Origin of the sequence: Thalassovita litoralis (assembly GCF_900182725.1) — a bacterium.
GTDB classification, from domain to species: Bacteria; Pseudomonadota; Alphaproteobacteria; order Rhodobacterales; family Rhodobacteraceae; genus Thalassobius; species Thalassobius litoralis.
Genome location: NZ_FXTO01000011.1, coordinates 15,449 through 33,742, shown reverse-complemented (window position 1 = coordinate 33,742; position 18,294 = coordinate 15,449). Strand labels below are relative to the sequence as shown.

The following is an 18,294-nucleotide window of genomic DNA, read 5'->3' as shown; positions in this document are numbered from 1 at the left end:
CGGGCTTATGCTGATTTGGTGTGACGCGTTCATGACACCAGACTGCGCCTACGGGTCAAGATTGTCCAGATAGGGCAGCATCGGCGTTTGCGCCATAATATCAGCCGCCAGCCCCCGGTTGACCGGGCGTTTCCCGTCCAGCGCGGCGCGGTCGATTCGCGTCACCAGATCACGCGCGGCATCAAAGCTGCGTTCCATATGCAGCACCATATAGGGGATGGTTCCGGCGGTGGGGGCAACCTGCCGATCCGCGAACATTTTGGCGATGATGGCGGCCAGCAATTGATCGTCCGGCTGGTCCAGTGTTGCGGCCTGCGTTCCCTGCATCCGGCTCAGCAGATCGGGCAGGCGCAGCCCCCACGCAAGCACGGGTTTATCCGCTGTCACCAGCAGGGAATGCCCTTCGGCCAGAACCAGATTATGCAGATGGAACAGCGCCTTTTCGGCCTCGGGGTGTCCGGCGATGGCTGGGATGTCTTCGACCACAATCGGGGTGCGGGCCAGATCGGGAATATCCGCTTCGGTCAGATCAACCGCCCGAACGATCCGCGCCTGTACAGCGGCAGCCCAGACATGGGCCAGATGGGTTTTCCCCGATCCCGCCGGGCCGATCAGCGCCAGCTTGCGCCCGGCCCAGTGCCGCCAGTTTTCAATCATCGCCACCGCAAAGGCATTGGCGGGCGAAACAAAGAAATCTTCGCGCCCCAGCGCCGGGCGCACGGGCAGATCAAAGCTTAGTTGTGTGGTCATCAGTCTTTCGGCATTCCTGACAGGCCTTTGTACAGGCGGCCTTCTTTGTAGTTGGCAATCAGGAAACGGGCAATCACCCCCAGCGCAGCGGCGACAGGCACGGCAACCAGCATCCCGACAAAGCCAAACAAGGTGCCAAAGACCGACAGCGAGAAAATCAGCCAAACAGGGTGCAGCCCCACCGAACTGCCCACCAGTTTCGGGGTCAGCACGTTGCCTTCGATCACTTGTCCCAGAACGAAAACCCCGGCAACCAGCCCAAGGGACAGCCATTCGCCCCAGAACTGGAACAGGCCCAGCCCGATCGCCAAAGCCCCGCCCACAAAGGCCCCCACATATGGGATAAAGGTCAGCGCACCGGCGACAAACCCCACAACCATCCCGAATTGCAGCCCCACCAGCATCAGCGCCACGGCATAATAGGTGCCCAGCACCAGACAAACGGTTCCCATCCCCCGGATGAAGCTGGCCAGTGTCTTGTCAATCTCTGACGCCAGTTGCCTGATGATCGGCGCATGATCGCGCGGCAACAGATCGTCGATCTTTGCAATCATGTTGTCCCAGTCATACAGCAGGTAAAAGGCCACCACCGGCACGATCACCAGCAGCATAACCACGTTGATGATCGACATCGCGGAACTGAATACCGCCTGCAACAATTCCCCGCCCTTGGACTGGATGGTTTCGCCCACGGTTTTCAGCGATTGATGCAGCGCCGAGGTGTTATCCAGAACCGATGGGAAATGCGTGGTCAGGAAGGCGCGCAAATCCTCGAACAGTTTGGGGGCGAATTCAAACAGCGCCAGCGATTGCTGAACCAGCGTTGGCAGCACCAGCAGCGCCAGAATGATAAAGATCACCACAGCCACGATGGTAATGATGGCCGTGGCCAGCGCCCGCGACGCCCCCATCTTTTCCAGCCGGTCGGCAACCGGGTCCAGAAAATACGCCACCGCCCCGCCCAGCACAAAGGGCAGGATCACATTGCCCAGATACCACAGCACGATCATAAAGACCGCCGCCGCGACGCCCCAGTATTTCACCTGTTCCCTGACTGGCAATGCCATGTGCGCTCCTGCATGTTTGAGGCATTATGTCGGGGTTATGGGGCGATTTCGCAACCCTGTTTGTCACGATGGGCGGAACGATACGCATGGGTGGCTTGTCTGAGGCGCGATCCTTCACTAAACCCCGATACAAATACCCAAACATCCCAAAGGGGTCCTTCCATGCGTTTGTCGCGCTATTTCCTGCCTGTTCTCAAAGAAAACCCGTCCGAGGCGCAGATCGTCAGCCATCGCCTGATGTTGCGCGCGGGCATGATCAAGCAACAGTCCGCCGGGATTTATTCCTGGTTGCCGATGGGCTTCAAGGTGCTGCGCAAGCTGGAAAACATCGTTCACGAAGAACAGATGCGCGCGGGCCATATCCCGATGCTGATGCCTACGCTGCAATCGGCGGACCTGTGGCGCGAATCCGGGCGCTATGATGATTACGGCGAAGAAATGCTGCGGATCAGCGACCGGCATGGCCGCGATATGCTGTACGGTCCCACGAACGAGGAAATGATCACGGATATTTTCCGCAGCCATGTCGGCAGCTACAAAGACCTGCCGCTGACGCTCTATCATATCCAGTGGAAATTCCGGGACGAGGTACGCCCCCGGTTCGGCGTGATGCGGGGCCGCGAATTCTATATGAAGGACGGCTACAATTTCGACCTGACCAAGGAAGACGCGCTGCACGCCTATAACCGCCATTTGGTCAGCTATCTGCGCACCTATGAACGTATGGGGCTTCAGGCAATCCCGATGCGGGCTGATTCCGGTCCCATCGGTGGCGACGATACCCACGAATTCCTTGTGCTGGCCGATACCGGCGAATCCGAAGTGTTCTATGACAGCGCCGTTACCGATATTCGTCTGGGCGAACGTGACATCAACTATGACGACAAGGCCCAGTGTCAGGCGATCATGGAAGAATTCACCGCGCTTTATGCCCGCACCGACGAAACCCATGACGAGGCGATTTTCAACGCCATCCCAGAAGAGCGCCGCCGCAGCGCCCGCGGGATCGAAGTTGGGCAGATCTTCTACTTTGGCACCAAATATTCCGAACCGATGGGCGCCACCGTCCAAGGCCCGGATGGCAAGCCGGTTCCGGTTCACATGGGCAGCCACGGTATCGGCGTTTCCCGCCTGATCGGTGCCATCATCGAGGCCAGCCATGACGAAAATGGTATCATCTGGCCCGAAGGCGTGACTCCGTTCCATGTTGGTATCGTCAACCTGAAACAGGGCGATGCCGAAGCCGACGCCGCCTGTGAGGCGCTGTATGACAGCTTCACCGCGCTGGGGCTGGACCCGCTGTATGATGACCGCAACGAACGCGCTGGCGGTAAATTCGCCACGATGGACCTGATCGGCCTGCCGTGGCGCATTACCGTTGGCCCGCGCGGGTTGAAAAACGGCGTGGTCGAACTGACCTGCCGCCGCACTGGCGCATCCGAGGAACTGCCACCCGAACAGGCGGTGGAAAAGATTGCGCAAATCTACGCGGGCCACATGGTGCGCGGCCTGTAAGACGCATTCGCGCCTTTCATCTTGCAATAAATACTCAATCCCGCCCCCTCCGCCCGCACGGCGTTGGGGGCGGTTCGCCTTTATACCCTGCGCGGTCCGGTCCGTGTTCGGCGGGGTTCCGCAGGCATGACTTGACGTTGCGCATTGGCTCGCCCACTACGGGGGCAGGCAGATGTTAGGGGCCGATGATGACCAACTCCACCGCGCCATTTGCGCGTTTTGAATGGATGATCGCGTGGCGTTACCTGCGTGCCCGCCGGGCCGAGGGCGGGGTCAGCGTGATGACATGGATCAGCCTGATCGGCATCACGTTGGCAGTGTTCGCGCTGATCGCCACGCTGGCGGTGCGTTCGGGGTTTCGGGCGGAATTCGTGGACACGATCCTTGGGGCCAACGCCCATGTCACCGTTTACAATATCGGCCGGGTGGACCCGCAGACGGGGCAGATTGATCGGACCTTTGCCGATTATGCGGATGTTGCGGAAACCCTGCGTACGGTGCCGGGCGTGACCCGCGTGGCCCCGCTGGTCAAAGGGCAGGTGATGGCCAACGCCCGTGACCGCAACGCCGGGGTCGAGGTGTTCGGCATCGCCCTAGACGATCTGAAAACCATTCCTCGCGTGGCCCATCCTGACGATTACGCCGGGACGCTGGACTATTTCAACGACGGGATTGCCATTGGTTCGGGCGTGGCGCGGGAACTGGGTGTCAGCATCGGGGATAAGGTGAAACTGATCTCGCCCAATGGCGTCAAAACCGCCTTTGGCACCAGTCCGCGCGTGGTGGCCTATGAGGTGGTCTATGTGTTCACTGCCGGGCGCTATGATATTGATCGCACACGGGTTTATATGCCATTCGCCGCGGCACAGAGCTTTTTCAACCGCGAGGGCGTGGCGGATGAGCTGGAAGTGATGGTTGCCAATCCCGAAAAGGTGGACGCGATGGCGCTGAACCTGCTGCAAGCCAGCGGGGAACGTGGGCAAATCTGGACATGGCGGGATGCGTCCGGCGGCTTCCTGCGCGCCCTGGACATCGAGGATAACGTGATGTTCGTGATCCTGTCGATCCTTGTGCTGATCGCGTCCATGAACATCGTGTCGGGGCTGATCATGCTGGTGAAAAACAAGGGCCGCGACATTGGCATCCTGCGCACAATGGGCCTGACCGAAGGCGCGGTGCTGCGGGTGTTCTTTATCTGCGGGGCGTTCACGGGGGTGATCGGCACCGTGTTCGGTGTGGTGCTGGGCTGCCTGTTCGCCATCTATATCGACCCGATTTTCAGCTTTGTGAACTATGTGGCGGGCGGCGGCGTTTGGGACCCATCGGTGCGCGGTATCTACAACCTGCCCGCACAACTGCGGCTGAATGATGTGCTGTCGGCGGTGGTGTTGTCACTGTCGCTTAGCTTTGTCGTCACGATATTCCCGGCCCGCCGTGCGGCCCGCATGAACCCGGTGGAGGCCCTTCGCTATGAATAACCCGGTGTTGGAACTGGCGGGGGTCGCCAAGACCTATAACATGGGCAAACCCAACGCGGTGCAGGTGTTGCAGGCGATTGACCTGACTGTGCAACCGGGGGAAATCGTGGCGCTGGTGGCCCCATCGGGGGCGGGGAAATCCACGCTGCTGCATATCGCGGGGCTGCTGGATACGCCCGATTCAGGCAGCGTGAAAATTTGCGGGGCTGACATGGTGGGGCAGTCGGATCGCAAGCGCACGGCGGTGCGGCGGTCGGATGTCGGATTCGTCTATCAGTTCCACCACTTGCTGCCAGAATTCACTGCGCTGGAAAACGTGATGCTGCCGCAACTGGCCAATGGTATTGCACGGGCCGAGGCGCAGGCCCGCGCTGCTGATCTTCTGTGCCGTGTCGGGGTGGAGCCTCGGGCCGATCACCGTCCTGCGGCCCTGTCCGGGGGGGAACAGCAACGTGTCGCGCTGTGCCGGGCGCTGGCGAATGAACCGCGTCTTTTGCTGGCGGATGAACCGACCGGCAATCTGGACCCCGAAACCTCGGACCATGTGTTTGACACGTTGATGGGATTGGTGCGCGGCACTGGTCTGTCGGCGCTGATCGCGACCCATAACATGGACCTAGCCGCCCGGATGGATCGCGTTCTGCGCATGGATAAAGGTGTCTTAACCTCGGTCTAGGCCTTTTGCGCCATATAGACCCCGGCGGACATCAGCGCGATGCCGATGGTACGGTTCAGGCTCAGCGGGTTCAGCCGTGCGCCGAATAGGCCGAAATGGTCGATCACGGCGGCGCTGATCAACTGCCCCAGCAGGACAAAGAAAATCGCGTTTCCGATGCCGAACTTCGGCGCGACAAAGGTCACGGACAGCACATAGAACAGCACCAGAAGCCCAGCCAGAAACAGGTATTTGGGGGCGTGAACGGCCTGCGCGATTGGGGCGGGGCCATGCAGCAGAACGGCAATGCTGGCGGCGGTAAAGGCCACGCAAAACAGGATGGCCGCCGCTGCAACGGGGGAACCGATCCGCACCCCAAGCTGGGCGTTCAGCGCGGCCAGAATCGGGATGCCGATCCCGGCGGCCATCATCGTCAGGGCATAAGCGGTATTGGGGGACATATATGTTGATCCTTCAGGGGCAGTAAAATGTTGCGGTTGCGGTGGCGATTGGCTTGTCCATCGGCAGGGCAATCATTGTCGCCTGACAGAACATCAGCGCCTTTCCGGCCCGCACGATCCGCGCGTCGCAGCGAATGCACTCTCCGGTGCCGGGGCGCAAGAACTGTGTGTCCAGATTGGTCGTCGCGATGGGGCGCATTTCCCCGAACGAGCCCAGACAGGCAATCACCATCGACGTATCGGCCATCGCGGCCAGCGCCTGCCCGGATACGATTCCGCCCATCCGTGCCAATTGATCCGTGATCGGCATGGACAGCACAGCATGGTCCGCGCTTATTTCCTCGACTGTCAGGTTCAGCGCCTTCACCCACGGGGCAAAGCCCTCCTCCAGACAGGTTTGCGCCTGTTCCACCGTCAAAACCATGTGTTCCTCCTTGCCGGTTCCGGGCGCAGGATGGCGAAACCGAAATGGAATGTCACGCGCCTGATGTAGGGGAGGCGCTATGATGCGGATCAAAGCCACGGTTTGCAGATTATGAAACACTGTAACGGTGGGCATAACAACGGAGACCCCCATGAAAACCATCACCTTTGCTACTCTGGTCTTGTTGGCCTTGGCGGGGGCAGCCCCCGCGCAAGAGGCTGAAATCGGTCGGGCGCTGTACGTCAAACATTGCGCCACCTGTCACGGGCAGGCCGCGAATGGCAATGGTCCGATGGCCCCGGCCTTGGTGGTGCAACCCAAGGATTTGACCCGCCTTTCTGCTGAAAATAATGGTGAATTTCCGCTGTTGCGCGTGGTGCGCCGGATTGATGGGCGCGAACCCTTGGTCAGTCATGGCAGCGCTATGCCGGTCTATGGAGAGTTTTTTGAAGGCGACGATACCGCCCTGAAAACCGCCAGCGGTCAGCCCGTTCTGGTCAGCCGGGCGATTGCCGATCTTGTGGCCTATCTGCTATCCTTGCAGGGCTGATACCTGTTGACCAAAGGGGATATGATGCACAAGGCAATGGCGATTACGGGGCTGGTTCTGCTGGCTGGATGCAAACCGGACTGGATGCCGGAACCTGTTGAGGGGCAAAAGCTGTTCGCTGACAATTGCGCGGTCTGCCACGGTACGGATGCGCGGGGCGGCGGTGAACTGGCCCGCGATTTGCCCACGGCCCCCCCGGACCTGACGCTGATTTCCGCCCGCGCGGGCGGCAGTTTCCCCACGGCCAAGGTGCTGTCGCAGATCGACGGCTATACCCGGATGCAGGGCCGCGATCAGGTGATGCCGGAATATGGCGCGCTGCTAGAGGGCGATACCGTTCCCGTGCAACTGGCCGAAGATGAGTTTTCCCCGGTCCCACGCCCGCTGGCCGCGCTTGTGGCTTATCTGGAAAGCATCCAGCGCGGGCGCTGACGCGTCGTTTCATCTTGCCAAAAATACTCGATCCTGTCCCTTCCGCCCGCGCGGCGGTGGGGTCAGTCGCAAATCCCGTTCAGATCAGCGCCTTTCCAGGGCACAAAAGCGTGATTTTCCACGATTTGCGACAGCCGCGCCACGGGTATGTTCCGGCTTAGCATATCGTGCAGGCGTTGGGTGCGGGCGGCCTTGGGGGCCAGTGCGCGGCAGCAGACGTATTCTTCGACAATCGCGGCTTGTTGTTCATATGGATAGGACAGCAACGCCGGTTGCGTGCCTAAATCAAACAAATAGGGATCGTGGCCGGGTCTGTGTTCCTGTGCTGCCTTCAGCGGGTGATAGCCGGTTTTGCGGCGGTTTTGCCATTGCCAGACATGGGTCATTTCATGCGCGAACAGCATCAGCGCATAGAGGTTGCCCTTGCCGCCTGATGCGTGGGCGTAATCGTCCAGATACATATCCTTGCGGTAAAATACCTTGTTAAACAGAGAAATCGCGCCGGGGCTGGTGGTGATGACCGGGTCCGTAGGGGGCGGATAAATGCGTTCCATACAGGTCACGCGTGGCCGCGCCTGATAGCGAAAGGTATAGCTTTCGGCCAGATGTCCCCGCACAAAACGCACCCGCGCCGGATCAACCTGATCCGCGAATAATGTGTCGGCAAAGGCGATTTCATTCGGCGTCAAAGGACGCCCACAGGCAGACAGCACCAGAAAAGCAAAAAGCAAAACCCGCATGATCCGATTAGGCCGAAATCCGGCCCGCCCGGCAAGGGGATTCGCAGTGCAGGTTGAGCGCCTGAACATGTCCACACCCACCGAAAACAAAAACGCCCGCGACAGGCGCGGGCGTTTTCCATTCTATGTCAGCGATTTAGCCGATGATCGCGTTCAGCGTGGCGCTGGGGCGCATCACGGCCGCTTTCTTTTCAAAGCTGGGGTGATAGTAGCCGCCGATATCGGCAGCCGCGCCCTGTGCTGCGGCCAGTTCCGCCAGAATTGCGGCTTCGCCATCGGCCAGCGCCTTGGCAACCGGGGCAAATTCGGCGGCCAGTTCGGCATCGTCCGACTGTGCGGCCAGTGCTTCGGCCCAGTAGCGGGCGAACCAGTAATGGCTGTCGCGGTTATCCGGCTGGCCAACCTTGCGCGAGGGCGAACGGTTGTTATCCAGAATGCCCTGCGTTGCGGCCTCGGCTGCGGTGCCCAGAACGCCAGCTTTGGCATTGCCCTTCACATCGGCCAGGAAGTTCAGCGATTCCGACAGGGCGCAGAATTCGCCCATCGAATCCCAGCGCAGGTGGTTTTCATTCACCAGCTGTTCAACGTGTTTCGGGGCCGAACCGCCAGCGCCGGTTTCAAACATGCCGCCGCCATTCATCAGCTTCACGATCGACAGCATCTTGGCCGAGGTGCCCAGTTCCAAGATCGGGAACAGGTCGGTCAGATAGTCGCGCAGCACGTTACCGGTGATGGCGATGCTGTCGTTCCCTGCGGTGATCGTTTCCAGCGAGGCGCGGGTGGCTTCGCGCGGGGCCATGATCTGAAACTTATCCGCCACGCCTGCCGCTTCCAGCGCGGGTTTGACGTATTTGATCAGCTCTGCATCATGGGCGCGGTTTGCATCCAGCCAGAAAATCGCCTGGAACCCTGTCAAGCGCTGACGATCCATCGCCAGTTGAATCCAGTTTTCAATCGGTGCTTTTTTCGCGGTGCAGGCACGCCAGATATCACCGGCTTCGACGTCCAGCGAATGCAGCACATCGCCATTGGCCAGAACGATACGGATGGTGCCGTCTGCCGGGGCTTCGAACGTGGTGGGGTGGGAACCGTATTCTTCGGCTTTCTGGGCCATCAGGCCCACGTTCTGCACGGTGCCTGCGGTGCGCGGATCCAGCGCGCCGTTGGCTTTGAAGAATTCCACCGCTTCGTCATAGACCGTGGCATAGCAATTGTCGGGGATGACACAGTTGGTATCGGCTTCTTTGCCGTCTGCGCCCCAACCTTTGCCGCCTGCGCGGATCAGCGCGGGCATGGAGGCGTCGATGATCACATCCGACGGCACATGCAGGTTGGTGATGCCCTTGTCGGAGTTCACCATGTACATGCCGGGGCGGTCTGCGGTCAGCGCGTCAATGTCGGCCTGAATCGCGGCTGCGTTGGGCAGGGCGGCGATACGGGCCAGCACGTCGCCCATGCCGGAATTGGCGTTCACGCCAGCAGCTTTCAGATCGTCGGCATATTTGTCGAAGATCGGGGCCAGCCATGCCTTGACCGCGTAGCCAAAGATGATCGGGTCCGACACCTTCATCATCGTGGCTTTCATGTGCAGCGAAAACAGCGTGCCGTCTTTTTTGGTGTCTTCAATCGCATCTGCCAGGAATGCCGACAGCGCTTTTACGGACATATAGGTTGCGTCGACCACTTCGCCTTCGATCAGGGGCCAGCCGTCTTTCAGAACGGTGGTTGCGCCGTCTTTGCCGACGAATTCGATTTTGGCGGCACCGGCCTGTGCGGCGGTCAGCGTGGCGGCAACTTCGTTCGCGTAGAAGTCATTGCCGGGCATCGAGGACACTTTGGTCTTCGAGGTTTTTTCCCATTTACCCATCGAATGCGGGTTGTTCTGGGCATAGTTTTTCACGGCCTTGGCGGCGCGGCGGTCGCTGTTGCCTTCGCGCAGGACCGGGTTCACAGCGGACCCTTTGATCGCGTCATAGCGGGCGCGAATGGCTTTTTCCGCATCGGTTGCGGGGTCTTCGGGGTAGGCGGGGATGTCATAGCCCTGCGATTGCAGTTCTTTGACTGCGGCCACCAATTGCGGCACGGATGCCGAAATGTTCGGCAGCTTGATCACGTTGGCATCGGGGGTTTTCACCAATTCGCCCAGTTCGGCCAGATCGTCCGATTGCTTTTGTGCATCGGTCAGACCTTCGGGGAAGGTGGCCAGAATACGCGCAGCCAGCGAAATGTCTTTGGTGCCAACGCTGACACCAGCCGCCGAGGCGAACTTGCGGATGATCGGCAGGAACGAGGCCGAGGCCAGTTCGGGCGCTTCGTCTACAATGGTATACAAAATGTCGGGGGTCGAGTTTTCAGCCATTTTTTCTACCTTTCTTTGTTTTGGTAGCAGGATGTGACGCAGAGCAGCATAATGCTGCTTCCCTTGGATGCCCGTGGTTGCAACCGCGGGGCAAAATTCCGCCCTCCCCATAGATCACGGGGCGGCAAAGATCAATTCGCCAGTGCAGAAATCTTGCGGACATGATGCCACGGCATCCGCGATGCGCAGGGAATGGGCGTATCTGGGGGCGGGATACGGCAGCGCCACCGCCTGTCCGTTTGCACGGGTGGCGATGGCGCGTCTTGATCCTTGGACGAAAGGGGCAGGGGTTATCCCCGGCCTTTGCGCCCGGACAGTTTTTGGACCACCACAAAGAACAGCGGCACGAAAACCACGCCCAGAATGGTGCCGGTCAATGTGCCACCCAGAACGGCGGTCCCCACGGCGGTACGCCCGCCAGACCCCGCCCCGGTGGACAGCGCCAGCGGCAGAACGCCCAGTGAAAACGCCATCGAGGTCATGATGATCGGGCGGAAACGCTGCTTGGCGGCTTCTTTCACGGCGGTCAGCATTTCTTCGCCTGCCTCGTATCTTTCGCGGGCGAATTCCACGATCAGGATCGCGTTTTTGCCGGTCAGACCGATCACGGTCAGCAGACCTACCTGAAAGAACACGCCGTTTTCAAAGCCGAACCAATAGGCGGCGGCCAGCGTTCCGACCACACCAATCGGCATGGCCAGCATGACCGAGAACGGGATGGACCAGCTTTCGTACAGCGCGGCAAGGCACAGGAAGATCGCAGCCAGCGACAGCGCATACAGCATGGGCGCTTGCCCGCCGGATTCGCGTTCTTCCAGGGACAGGCCGGTCCATTCTGCCTTGAACCCGCCGGGCAACTGGCTGACCAGTTTTTCAATCTCGGCCATCGCTTCGCCGGTGGACACGCCGGGAACCGGGCTGCCCTGTATTTGCATGGCTGGAACGCCGCCATACCGGGTTAGCCCCTGCGGGCCATATTGCCAGCGTTCGGTGGTGAAGTTGGAAAACGGCACCAGTTCCCCGGCCGCGTTGCGCACCCGCCATTTGCCGAAATCCGACGGTACGGCGCGGCTGTCCGGTTCGCCCTGCACGTAAACGCGCTTGATCCGGCCATTGTCGTTGAAATCGTTCACATAGGTGCCAGCCCATGCCACGGACAGAACCGTTCCCACATTGGCGGGGCTGACGCCCATCGCCCCAGCGGCCCGCCAGTCGATATCCAGCTTGAACTGCGCCGCGTCCTCTAACCCCGAAGGCCGGACCGAGGCGATCAGCGGGCTTTGCGATGCCATGCCCAAAAGCTGGTTCCGTGCGGCCAAAAGCTGTTCATGGGTTTGTCCGCCTTGTGCCGTCAGATAGAAATCAAAGCCAGACACGTTCCCCAATTCGATCACCGCAGGCGGTACGATGGGGAAAACCAGCGCGTCACGGATTTGGGAAAACGCGCCATAGGCCCGTCCCGCCACCGCTTGCACGCTCATTGCGGGATCGGTGCGTTCTGACCAGTCTTTCATCCGAACAAAGGCCAGACCCATGTTTTGCCCCTGACCAGCAAAGGAAAAGCCAACCACACCAAAGGCCGATTGCACGGCTGCTTCGTTCTGGAAATGGTTTTCGACTTGTTTCACCACGTCCAGCGTGCGTTCTGCGGTGGCCCCGGTGGGGGCCTGAATCAGGGTCATCAGAATCCCCTGATCTTCGTTCGGCAGGAACCCGGTGGGCGTATTGGTGAACAGCCAGCCAATGCCGCCGCCAATGGCCAGATAGATCACCAGAATGCGCAGCGGGCGACGGATCACATAGCCCACGGTCCCGGCATAGCCGCCTGTCAGCTTGTCAAAGCCCACATTGAACCATCCCAACGGGCCGCGTTTGGCGTGATGGGCGTCTTTGCTGCGCAAGATCGTGGCGCATAGCGCGGGAGTCAGCGTCAGGGCAACCAGAACAGACAGCCCCATCGCCGACACGATCGTGATCGAAAACTGTTTGTAAATCACGCCGGTAGAGCCGCCGAAAAATGCCATCGGCACAAACACCGCCGACAGCACCAGTGCCACACCGATCAGGGCGCCGGTGATCTGGTCCATTGATTTTCGGGTGGCCTCGCGTGGGGAAAGCCCTTCTTCTTCGATGATACGTTCAACGTTTTCGACAACCACAATGGCGTCATCCACCAACAGACCAATCGCCAGCACCATCGCCAGCATGGTCAGGGTGTTGATGGTGAAACCGGCCAGACCCAGAATGGCGAACGTCCCCAGAATAACCACCGGCACAGCCAGCGTGGGAATGATCGTGGCGCGGAAGTTTTGCAGGAACAGCAACATCACCACGAAAACCAGCCCGATGGCCTCGAACAGGGTTTTCTGCACCTCATGGATCGAAATTTCGATAAAGGGCGTGGTGTCATACGGGATCACATAGCCAACCCCGTCGGGGAAGAAGGCTGAAAATTCCTCGACCTTTTGTTTGACCAATTCCGCCGTATCCAGCGCATTCGCACCAGAGGCCAGTTGCAGCGCCATCCCGGCAGAGGGTTTGCCGTTAAACCGCGCGATAGAATCATAGGTTTCGGCGCCGATTTCCACGCGGGCGACATCGGCCAGCATCACCAAACCGCCATCGGTTTCCGACCGCAGGATGATGTTTTCAAAATCCTCGGGGGTGGACAGCAGCGATTGCGCGGTGATCGTGGCGTTCAATTGCTGCCCTGCGGGGGCGGGCATGGACCCGAATGCCCCGGCAGAAATCTGCGCGTTTTGCGCGGATACCGCCGCCACCACATCCGAAGGCGTCATTTCATAGGCAGCCAGCTTCGACGGGTCCAGCCAGATGCGCATCGCATAAGGCGAGCCAAACACCTGAACGCCGCCCACGCCTTCGATCCGGCTGAACTCGTCCACCATGTTGCTGCTCATGTAATCCGACAGGTCGGCCTGTTCCAAACGGCCATCTTCGGAAATCAGCGCAATCACCATAAAGAACGAGGACGATGCTTTTTGCACCCGGACGCCCTGACGCTGCACAGCTTCGGGCAGCAGGTTGGTCGCCTGCGCCAGTTTGTTTTGCACCTGCACCTGTGCCACATCGGGATCGGTTTCGGTGTCAAAGGTCAGCGTAATGGATGCCGCCCCGGCCGAGGTCGAGTTGGATGACATGTAGCGCATCCCATCCAGCCCGGTCATTTGTTGTTCGATCACCTGTGTGACCGTGTTGGCAACAGTTTCCGCCGAGGCACCGGGATACACCGCCGTGACGCGGATCGAAGGCGGGGCAATCTGTGGATATTGTGCAATCGGCAGGGTGGTGACGGATAACAATCCGATCCCCATAATCAGGATAGAAATCACCCATGCGAAAACAGGGCGGTCAATAAAGAAACGGGCCATGAAAAGCGTCCTGTCTGTCTGCGGTTATTGGGTCGCTGCCGGGGCGGCGCGTTCTTCGGGGGTGACGGTCATGCCATTGCCGATTTTCTGGAAACCGGCCACGATCAGGCGATCCCCGTCTGTCAGACCTTCGGTCACAACCCATTGTGCGCCCTGATCCTGCCGGATCGTCAGTTCGCGGGTTTCCACGACGTTCTGCGCGTTGACAATCATGGCCATCGGGCGGCCACGGCGGTCGCGGGTCACGCCTTCTTGGGGGGCCAGAATGGCATTTTCAATCATGCCCTGCGGCAATTCTACCTGTACATACATACCGGGCAGCAGCAGATGATCGGGGTTCGGGAATTCCAGCCGCAGCACCACAACGCCGGTTTGTTCGTTCACATAGGGTTCCGCCGCTGACAAATGGCCGGTTTGTTCATAGGTCGTGCCATCCGCCAGTTTCAGCGTCACTGTTTGCGAATCCGCCTGTTCCAGATCCGCTGGCGCCCCACCGGAGCGCCGCCAGCGCAGCATTTCCGCCGCCGATTGGGTCACGTCCACATGGACCGGGTCCAAGGTGCGGATCGTGGTCAGGGCATTGGCCTGACCCGCCGTCACAAGCGCGCCGCGCGACACCTGGCTTAGCCCGACAACCCCGGAAATGGGGGCGCGGATTTCGGTGTGGGTCTGGTCGATTTCGGCAGATAACAGATTGGCCTTTGCCACCTGAACCGCTGCTTCGGCCACGTCGCGCTGTGCCAGAGCATCATCCAGATTTTGCTGGCTGGTTACGGAACGGTCGCGCAGCGTTTGCTGGCGCACGGCCTCTTGTTCGGCGGCTTTCAATGTGGCCTGTGCCTGCGCCAATGCGGCTTGGGCGGCGGCTTTTTGGGCGTCATAGCGGGCGGGGTCGATCCGGTATAGCAGGTCGCCTTCGGTGACAGGGCGGCCTTCGGTGAACAGCCGTTCCACCAGAATGCCCGTAACCTGTGGTCGGACATCCGCCACACCCGATGCTGCAACACGTCCCGGCAGGCGCGTGGTCAGGGTGACATCTTGTGCCTTCAGTGTGACCACCGTGACGGCGGTCGGGGGTTGCTGGCCTGCCTGCTGTGCGGTGACGGGCAGGGCCGCCATCGTCAGGGTCATGGTTGCAAATGTGGCAGCCTTTAGAAACTGGGGAACCGGCATGGATTACTCCGAAATTCAAATATCTGGTGCGGGCAGGGCCGCGAGTCTTGTGAACTGTTAAGGAAACCGATAGGTTTTGTAAAGTTCGCCGTTCTGTGCACTAAGGCACAATGGCCCTGCTGTGGGAAATAGGTCAGCCAATGGGCAAGGAAACCGTCAATCGCAAATCCCGCCGGGGACGTCCGGTACAAATTGCCCCCGAACGGCGCGAGGCAATGGTGCTGGATGCTGTCGCGGTGCTGCTGTGTGACCATCCGCTTGATGCGATCAGCATGGCCGATGTGGCTGCGCATGTGTCTATGTCAAAGCGCACATTATATGCGATGTTCCCCTCGCGCGAAGCGATGTTGCTGGCGGCTTTGGCGCGGATGGTGGAACAGGTTTTCCGCCCGCTGACCGCCGAAGAATCCGAATTACCGCTGGAGTCCCGTTTGCGCCGTTTGCTGACGGTGAACAAAATGCCGGGGTTGGAACGTAACTCGATCGAATTGCTGCGGGCCGTGGTGGCGGGGCAAAAGCAATTTCCGGAACTGGCGCGGCGGGTGCATCGGGCCGGGTGGTATCCGATGGTTGGATTGCTGCGGCAGGAATTATGCCGGGCCGTGGCGCGGGGTGAAATCGCCAAAGGCGATGTGCCAGCGCAACAGGCGGCTGAACTGTTGCTGGATATGACATTCGAGGACGTGTTGCCGCATCTTTTGGACCCTGGTGCTGATATGCTTGGCCCCGAACAGCGCGCACAGCGGCGCGATTTGGCGCTGGGGGTGTTCCTGCGCGGGATCAGTGGGATTGACGCTACGGGGTAGGGGGCGCTTAGCTGTCGAACCGGATTGACAGGTTGAAGCCATAGCTGGGGGCAACCAGCCCTGCCGGGGCAGCCGGAAACCGGCCCGCGCGTTTGACCGCGCTGACAGCCGCGCGATCCAGCGCCGCCACGCCCGAACTGCGGTTCACGCTGACCCCCCGCAAGCCGCCATCGCGCCCAACGGTAATGCGCAAGCCCACTGTGCCATCCTGCCCCCGTGCATCGCGCGGGTATTGTTTGCGCCGTTCGATCCGGCTGACGATCTGCGCCGCCCATTTCGCCGTCAGGCTGCGGGTTTGCGCCTTGGACAGGCTGGCCGTGCCAGACCGGCTTTGTCCGGCCTGTCCGCTGCTGCTGGCCCCGGTTTTTCCCGCCGCCCGCTGCGCCGCCACACCGGGGCTGGGCGGTTTGGGTTTCGGCTTGGCCTTTGGTTCAGGTTTCGGCTTGGGGTCCGGTAACGGGTCTGGTTCTGGTGGAGGTTTGGGGGATTCTTTCGGCTCTGGCTCTGGCTGTGGTTGGGCCGGGGTGGTGTCCATCTGCGGCAGGTCTGCTGTGCGTGGCATCGGCAGCGCCAAACCGGGGGCAGATGGCCGCGCCAAGGTGGGGCTGTCCGGCAGGGGCATTGGTTGCGGGGTGTCCGGCATTTCCGGCGCTTGGGGCGCTGCTACGGCGGGGGCAACCTCGGGCGGGCTGTCCCATTGCTGCACCAGTGCGGTCAGGCTGGCCGGGGCCGCTGCCAAGGTCAGCCGTGCCGCCCCATCCGCCCCGGCATCCCCCGCAGCATCCCCCGGCGCGGTCAGCGCGGTAAAGGCCAGCACATGCAGCCCCGCCGCAACCGCCAGAAAAACCGCCCCCTCTGCCAGCGCCTTCATGGCGTCACCGTGATCAGTTGCACATCGCGTAGGCCCATATCGGCCAGCCGGGGCATCAACCGTGCCAAGGCCAGCGCCGGGGCCAGCGCATCCGCCCGCAGCATCAGGGTTTTTGTCTGCTCTGGGTCGTTCGCCAATTCCGCCTGCAATGCTGCCAGCGCGGCCTCGTCCAGCGTGTCGCGGAAGCCTATTTGCCCCTCGGCGGACAGGTACAAGGCCAAAGGCCCGTCAGCAGGATCGCCCGCTGCCGCTTCGGGCGGGGTCACGGCAAAGGGATCGGGTGGTGCGATTTGCGCTGTCATCAGGAAAAAGATCAGCAGCAAAAACACCACATTGATCATCGGTACGATGCTTTCGGCGCGCGGACGGCGGGGCAGGGCGGGGAACTGCATGACCTATTCCACCAGCACCAGCGCGGTCAGCCCGGCCCCTTGCAACGCCTCCATCACGGCCACGACACGTTGCAGCGGTGTTTCTTCGGTCGGGCGCAGCACGATGGTATCGCCGGGGCCGTCCATCAGCGCGGCCAGTTCCCCGGCTAATGCCTCGGGCTGGGTGGCGATTCCGTTCAACCGCAGCCCATCGGGGGCAATATCCACCAGACGGGGCGGCCCCTGCCATGTATCCTGTCCTTGGCCCCCGATCATCAACGGCATCTGTGTATCGGTGCCGAACCGCGCGGCCAGCATGAAAAACACCAGCAGCAGAAACACCACATCAATCATGGGCGTCAGGCTGGGCTTTCGCCGTGGTCTGGGTTGGCCGAACTGCATCACTCGGCGGCCTTCAGCGCCCGATCTTGCGAGGGACGCAGGAAAATCCGCGTTGCTGCGTCCTCCATTTCGTGACGCAGCCGGTCCGCGACGCTTTCAAACCAGCTTAGCGCCATAGAGGCCGGGATCGCCACCGCCATCCCGGCGGCGGTGGTCAGCAAGGCCTCCCATATGCCGCCAGCCAGCGTGGCCGGATCAGCCTTGGCCCCGGCCTGTTGCAAGGCCTGAAACGCCGCAATCATCCCCATGACCGTTCCCAACAGCCCCAACAGCGGTGCAATCGTTGCAATCAGTTCCAGCGGGCGCAGACCCCGCTGCGCACGGGCCAGCACCTGCCGCGCCACACGCGCGGTTTCCGCCTGCGCCGCTTCGTGATCCAAGGACGCATCGCGCCGCGCCATCATCGCCGCCCGTGCCAAAACAGCCCGGCAGGTGCGCCGGTTTTTCAGGGTTGCCAGTGCGGCATCCTCGTGCCCGTCCGCCCATTGGGCAACCGCACGTTTCATATGACGCCCGCCATTCCATGCCCCTAAGTGGGACAGATCCCAGATTTTCCACAGGATCAGCGCCACAGTAATCACCGACAACGCCGCAATCGCCCAAATGGCCGGGCCGCCCAGCAGCAAGAATTCCCAAGCGGATGCCAACCCCTGATGCAGGGCGGTCGGGGTCGGGGCGGCTGTGGGTTCCATACCGGGGTCCTTTCGGGGGGGCTGATCGCTGTGGGTGGTTTCCGGTATTGGGGCTGGGCTTGTCAACCGTCAGGGGCAGGGGCGCGACATCGGGACAGGGCCGCAGAACGGTTGGACCATAACAAAGGGGCGGGATTGCGCCCGCCCCTTTTTGCTGCT

At 61.0% G+C, this 18,294-nt stretch carries 18 protein-coding genes; 6 read left to right on the top strand and 12 right to left on the bottom strand.

The features are described 5' to 3' along the window. Positions 1-48 precede the first annotated feature (48 nt). Positions 49-750: a P-loop NTPase family protein gene (locus FN828_RS10295; RefSeq protein ID WP_142493323.1), complete on the bottom strand. Its 702-nt coding sequence runs from the start codon at positions 748-750 to the stop codon at positions 49-51. Beyond that, positions 750-1,817 carry an AI-2E family transporter gene (locus tag FN828_RS10290; RefSeq protein WP_142493322.1) on the bottom strand — a complete coding sequence of 356 codons (1,068 nt, stop codon included), beginning with the start codon at positions 1,815-1,817 and terminating at the stop codon, positions 750-752. Before FN828_RS10290 ends, FN828_RS10295 begins: the two co-directional genes overlap by 1 nt. Before the next feature lie 162 nt (positions 1,818-1,979). Between FN828_RS10290 and proS the strand changes: the two genes are divergently transcribed. From proS to FN828_RS10275, 3 genes are all read left to right on the top strand, one after another. After that, a complete protein-coding gene (gene proS, locus FN828_RS10285; RefSeq protein ID WP_142493321.1) occupies positions 1,980-3,332 on the top strand; it encodes a proline--tRNA ligase in 1,353 nt (450 codons plus the stop codon). Between the two features lie 188 nt (positions 3,333-3,520). Beyond that, complete coding sequence (locus FN828_RS10280; protein WP_142493320.1) at positions 3,521-4,810, top strand: lipoprotein-releasing ABC transporter permease subunit; 1,290 nt, start codon at positions 3,521-3,523, stop codon at positions 4,808-4,810. Continuing rightward, a complete protein-coding gene (locus tag FN828_RS10275) occupies positions 4,803-5,486 on the top strand; it encodes an ABC transporter ATP-binding protein (RefSeq protein ID WP_142493319.1) in 684 nt (227 codons plus the stop codon). Before FN828_RS10280 ends, FN828_RS10275 begins: the two co-directional genes overlap by 8 nt. On the opposite strand, the gene FN828_RS10270 is transcribed toward FN828_RS10275, so the two are convergent. Beyond that, positions 5,483-5,926: a DMT family transporter gene (locus tag FN828_RS10270; protein WP_142493318.1), complete on the bottom strand. Its 444-nt coding sequence runs from the start codon at positions 5,924-5,926 to the stop codon at positions 5,483-5,485. The two genes, FN828_RS10275 and FN828_RS10270, sit on opposite strands and share 4 nt — an antisense overlap. 13 nt (positions 5,927-5,939) lie before the next feature. After that, on the bottom strand, positions 5,940-6,350 hold the full coding sequence (locus FN828_RS10265) for a PaaI family thioesterase (protein ID WP_142493317.1): 411 nt from the start codon (positions 6,348-6,350) through the stop codon (positions 5,940-5,942). A gap of 151 nt (positions 6,351-6,501) precedes the next feature. Between FN828_RS10265 and FN828_RS10260 the strand changes: the two genes are divergently transcribed. Together FN828_RS10260 and FN828_RS10255 are read left to right on the top strand one after the other, a co-directional pair. Then, complete coding sequence (locus FN828_RS10260; protein WP_142493316.1) at positions 6,502-6,900, top strand: c-type cytochrome; 399 nt, start codon at positions 6,502-6,504, stop codon at positions 6,898-6,900. Positions 6,901-6,906: 6 nt separating this feature from the next. Beyond that, positions 6,907-7,332, top strand: coding sequence for a c-type cytochrome (locus tag FN828_RS10255; protein WP_235891456.1), 426 nt, complete (start codon positions 6,907-6,909; stop codon positions 7,330-7,332). A 62-nt stretch (positions 7,333-7,394) separates the two neighbouring features. On the opposite strand, the gene FN828_RS10250 is transcribed toward FN828_RS10255, so the two are convergent. From FN828_RS10250 to FN828_RS10235, 4 genes are all read right to left on the bottom strand, one after another. Continuing rightward, positions 7,395-8,072: a hypothetical protein gene (locus FN828_RS10250; RefSeq protein ID WP_142493315.1), complete on the bottom strand. Its 678-nt coding sequence runs from the start codon at positions 8,070-8,072 to the stop codon at positions 7,395-7,397. Positions 8,073-8,208: 136 nt separating this feature from the next. Continuing rightward, positions 8,209-10,431 carry an NADP-dependent isocitrate dehydrogenase gene (locus FN828_RS10245; RefSeq protein ID WP_142493314.1) on the bottom strand — a complete coding sequence of 741 codons (2,223 nt, stop codon included), beginning with the start codon at positions 10,429-10,431 and terminating at the stop codon, positions 8,209-8,211. Positions 10,432-10,721: 290 nt separating this feature from the next. Then, positions 10,722-13,820: an efflux RND transporter permease subunit gene (locus tag FN828_RS10240; protein WP_142493313.1), complete on the bottom strand. Its 3,099-nt coding sequence runs from the start codon at positions 13,818-13,820 to the stop codon at positions 10,722-10,724. Positions 13,821-13,844: 24 nt separating this feature from the next. After that, positions 13,845-14,993, bottom strand: a complete 1,149-nt coding sequence (locus FN828_RS10235; RefSeq protein WP_142493312.1) for an efflux RND transporter periplasmic adaptor subunit — start codon at positions 14,991-14,993, stop codon at positions 13,845-13,847. Positions 14,994-15,133: 140 nt separating this feature from the next. Between FN828_RS10235 and FN828_RS10230 the strand changes: the two genes are divergently transcribed. After that, complete coding sequence (locus tag FN828_RS10230) at positions 15,134-15,799, top strand: TetR/AcrR family transcriptional regulator (RefSeq protein WP_185958986.1); 666 nt, start codon at positions 15,134-15,136, stop codon at positions 15,797-15,799. Positions 15,800-15,806: 7 nt separating this feature from the next. Here the strand turns inward: FN828_RS10230 and FN828_RS10225 are convergent, their stop codons facing one another. The 4 genes from FN828_RS10225 to FN828_RS10210 are packed head-to-tail and all read right to left on the bottom strand — an operon-like array spanning position 15,807 to position 18,135. After that, entirely contained in the window at positions 15,807-16,670 is an 864-nt protein-coding gene (locus FN828_RS10225; protein WP_142493310.1) for an energy transducer TonB, read from the bottom strand. Next, the gene (locus FN828_RS10220) at positions 16,667-17,062 is read right to left on the bottom strand and encodes an ExbD/TolR family protein (RefSeq protein WP_142493309.1); all 396 of its coding nucleotides are present in this window, start codon (positions 17,060-17,062) and stop codon (positions 16,667-16,669) included. The genes FN828_RS10225 and FN828_RS10220 overlap by 4 nt, the downstream gene beginning before the upstream one ends. A gap of 3 nt (positions 17,063-17,065) precedes the next feature. After that, entirely contained in the window at positions 17,066-17,443 is a 378-nt protein-coding gene (locus tag FN828_RS10215) for an ExbD/TolR family protein (protein WP_142493308.1), read from the bottom strand. Continuing rightward, entirely contained in the window at positions 17,443-18,135 is a 693-nt protein-coding gene (locus tag FN828_RS10210; RefSeq protein WP_142493307.1) for a MotA/TolQ/ExbB proton channel family protein, read from the bottom strand. Before FN828_RS10210 ends, FN828_RS10215 begins: the two co-directional genes overlap by 1 nt. Between the last annotated feature and the right edge of the window lie 159 nt (positions 18,136-18,294).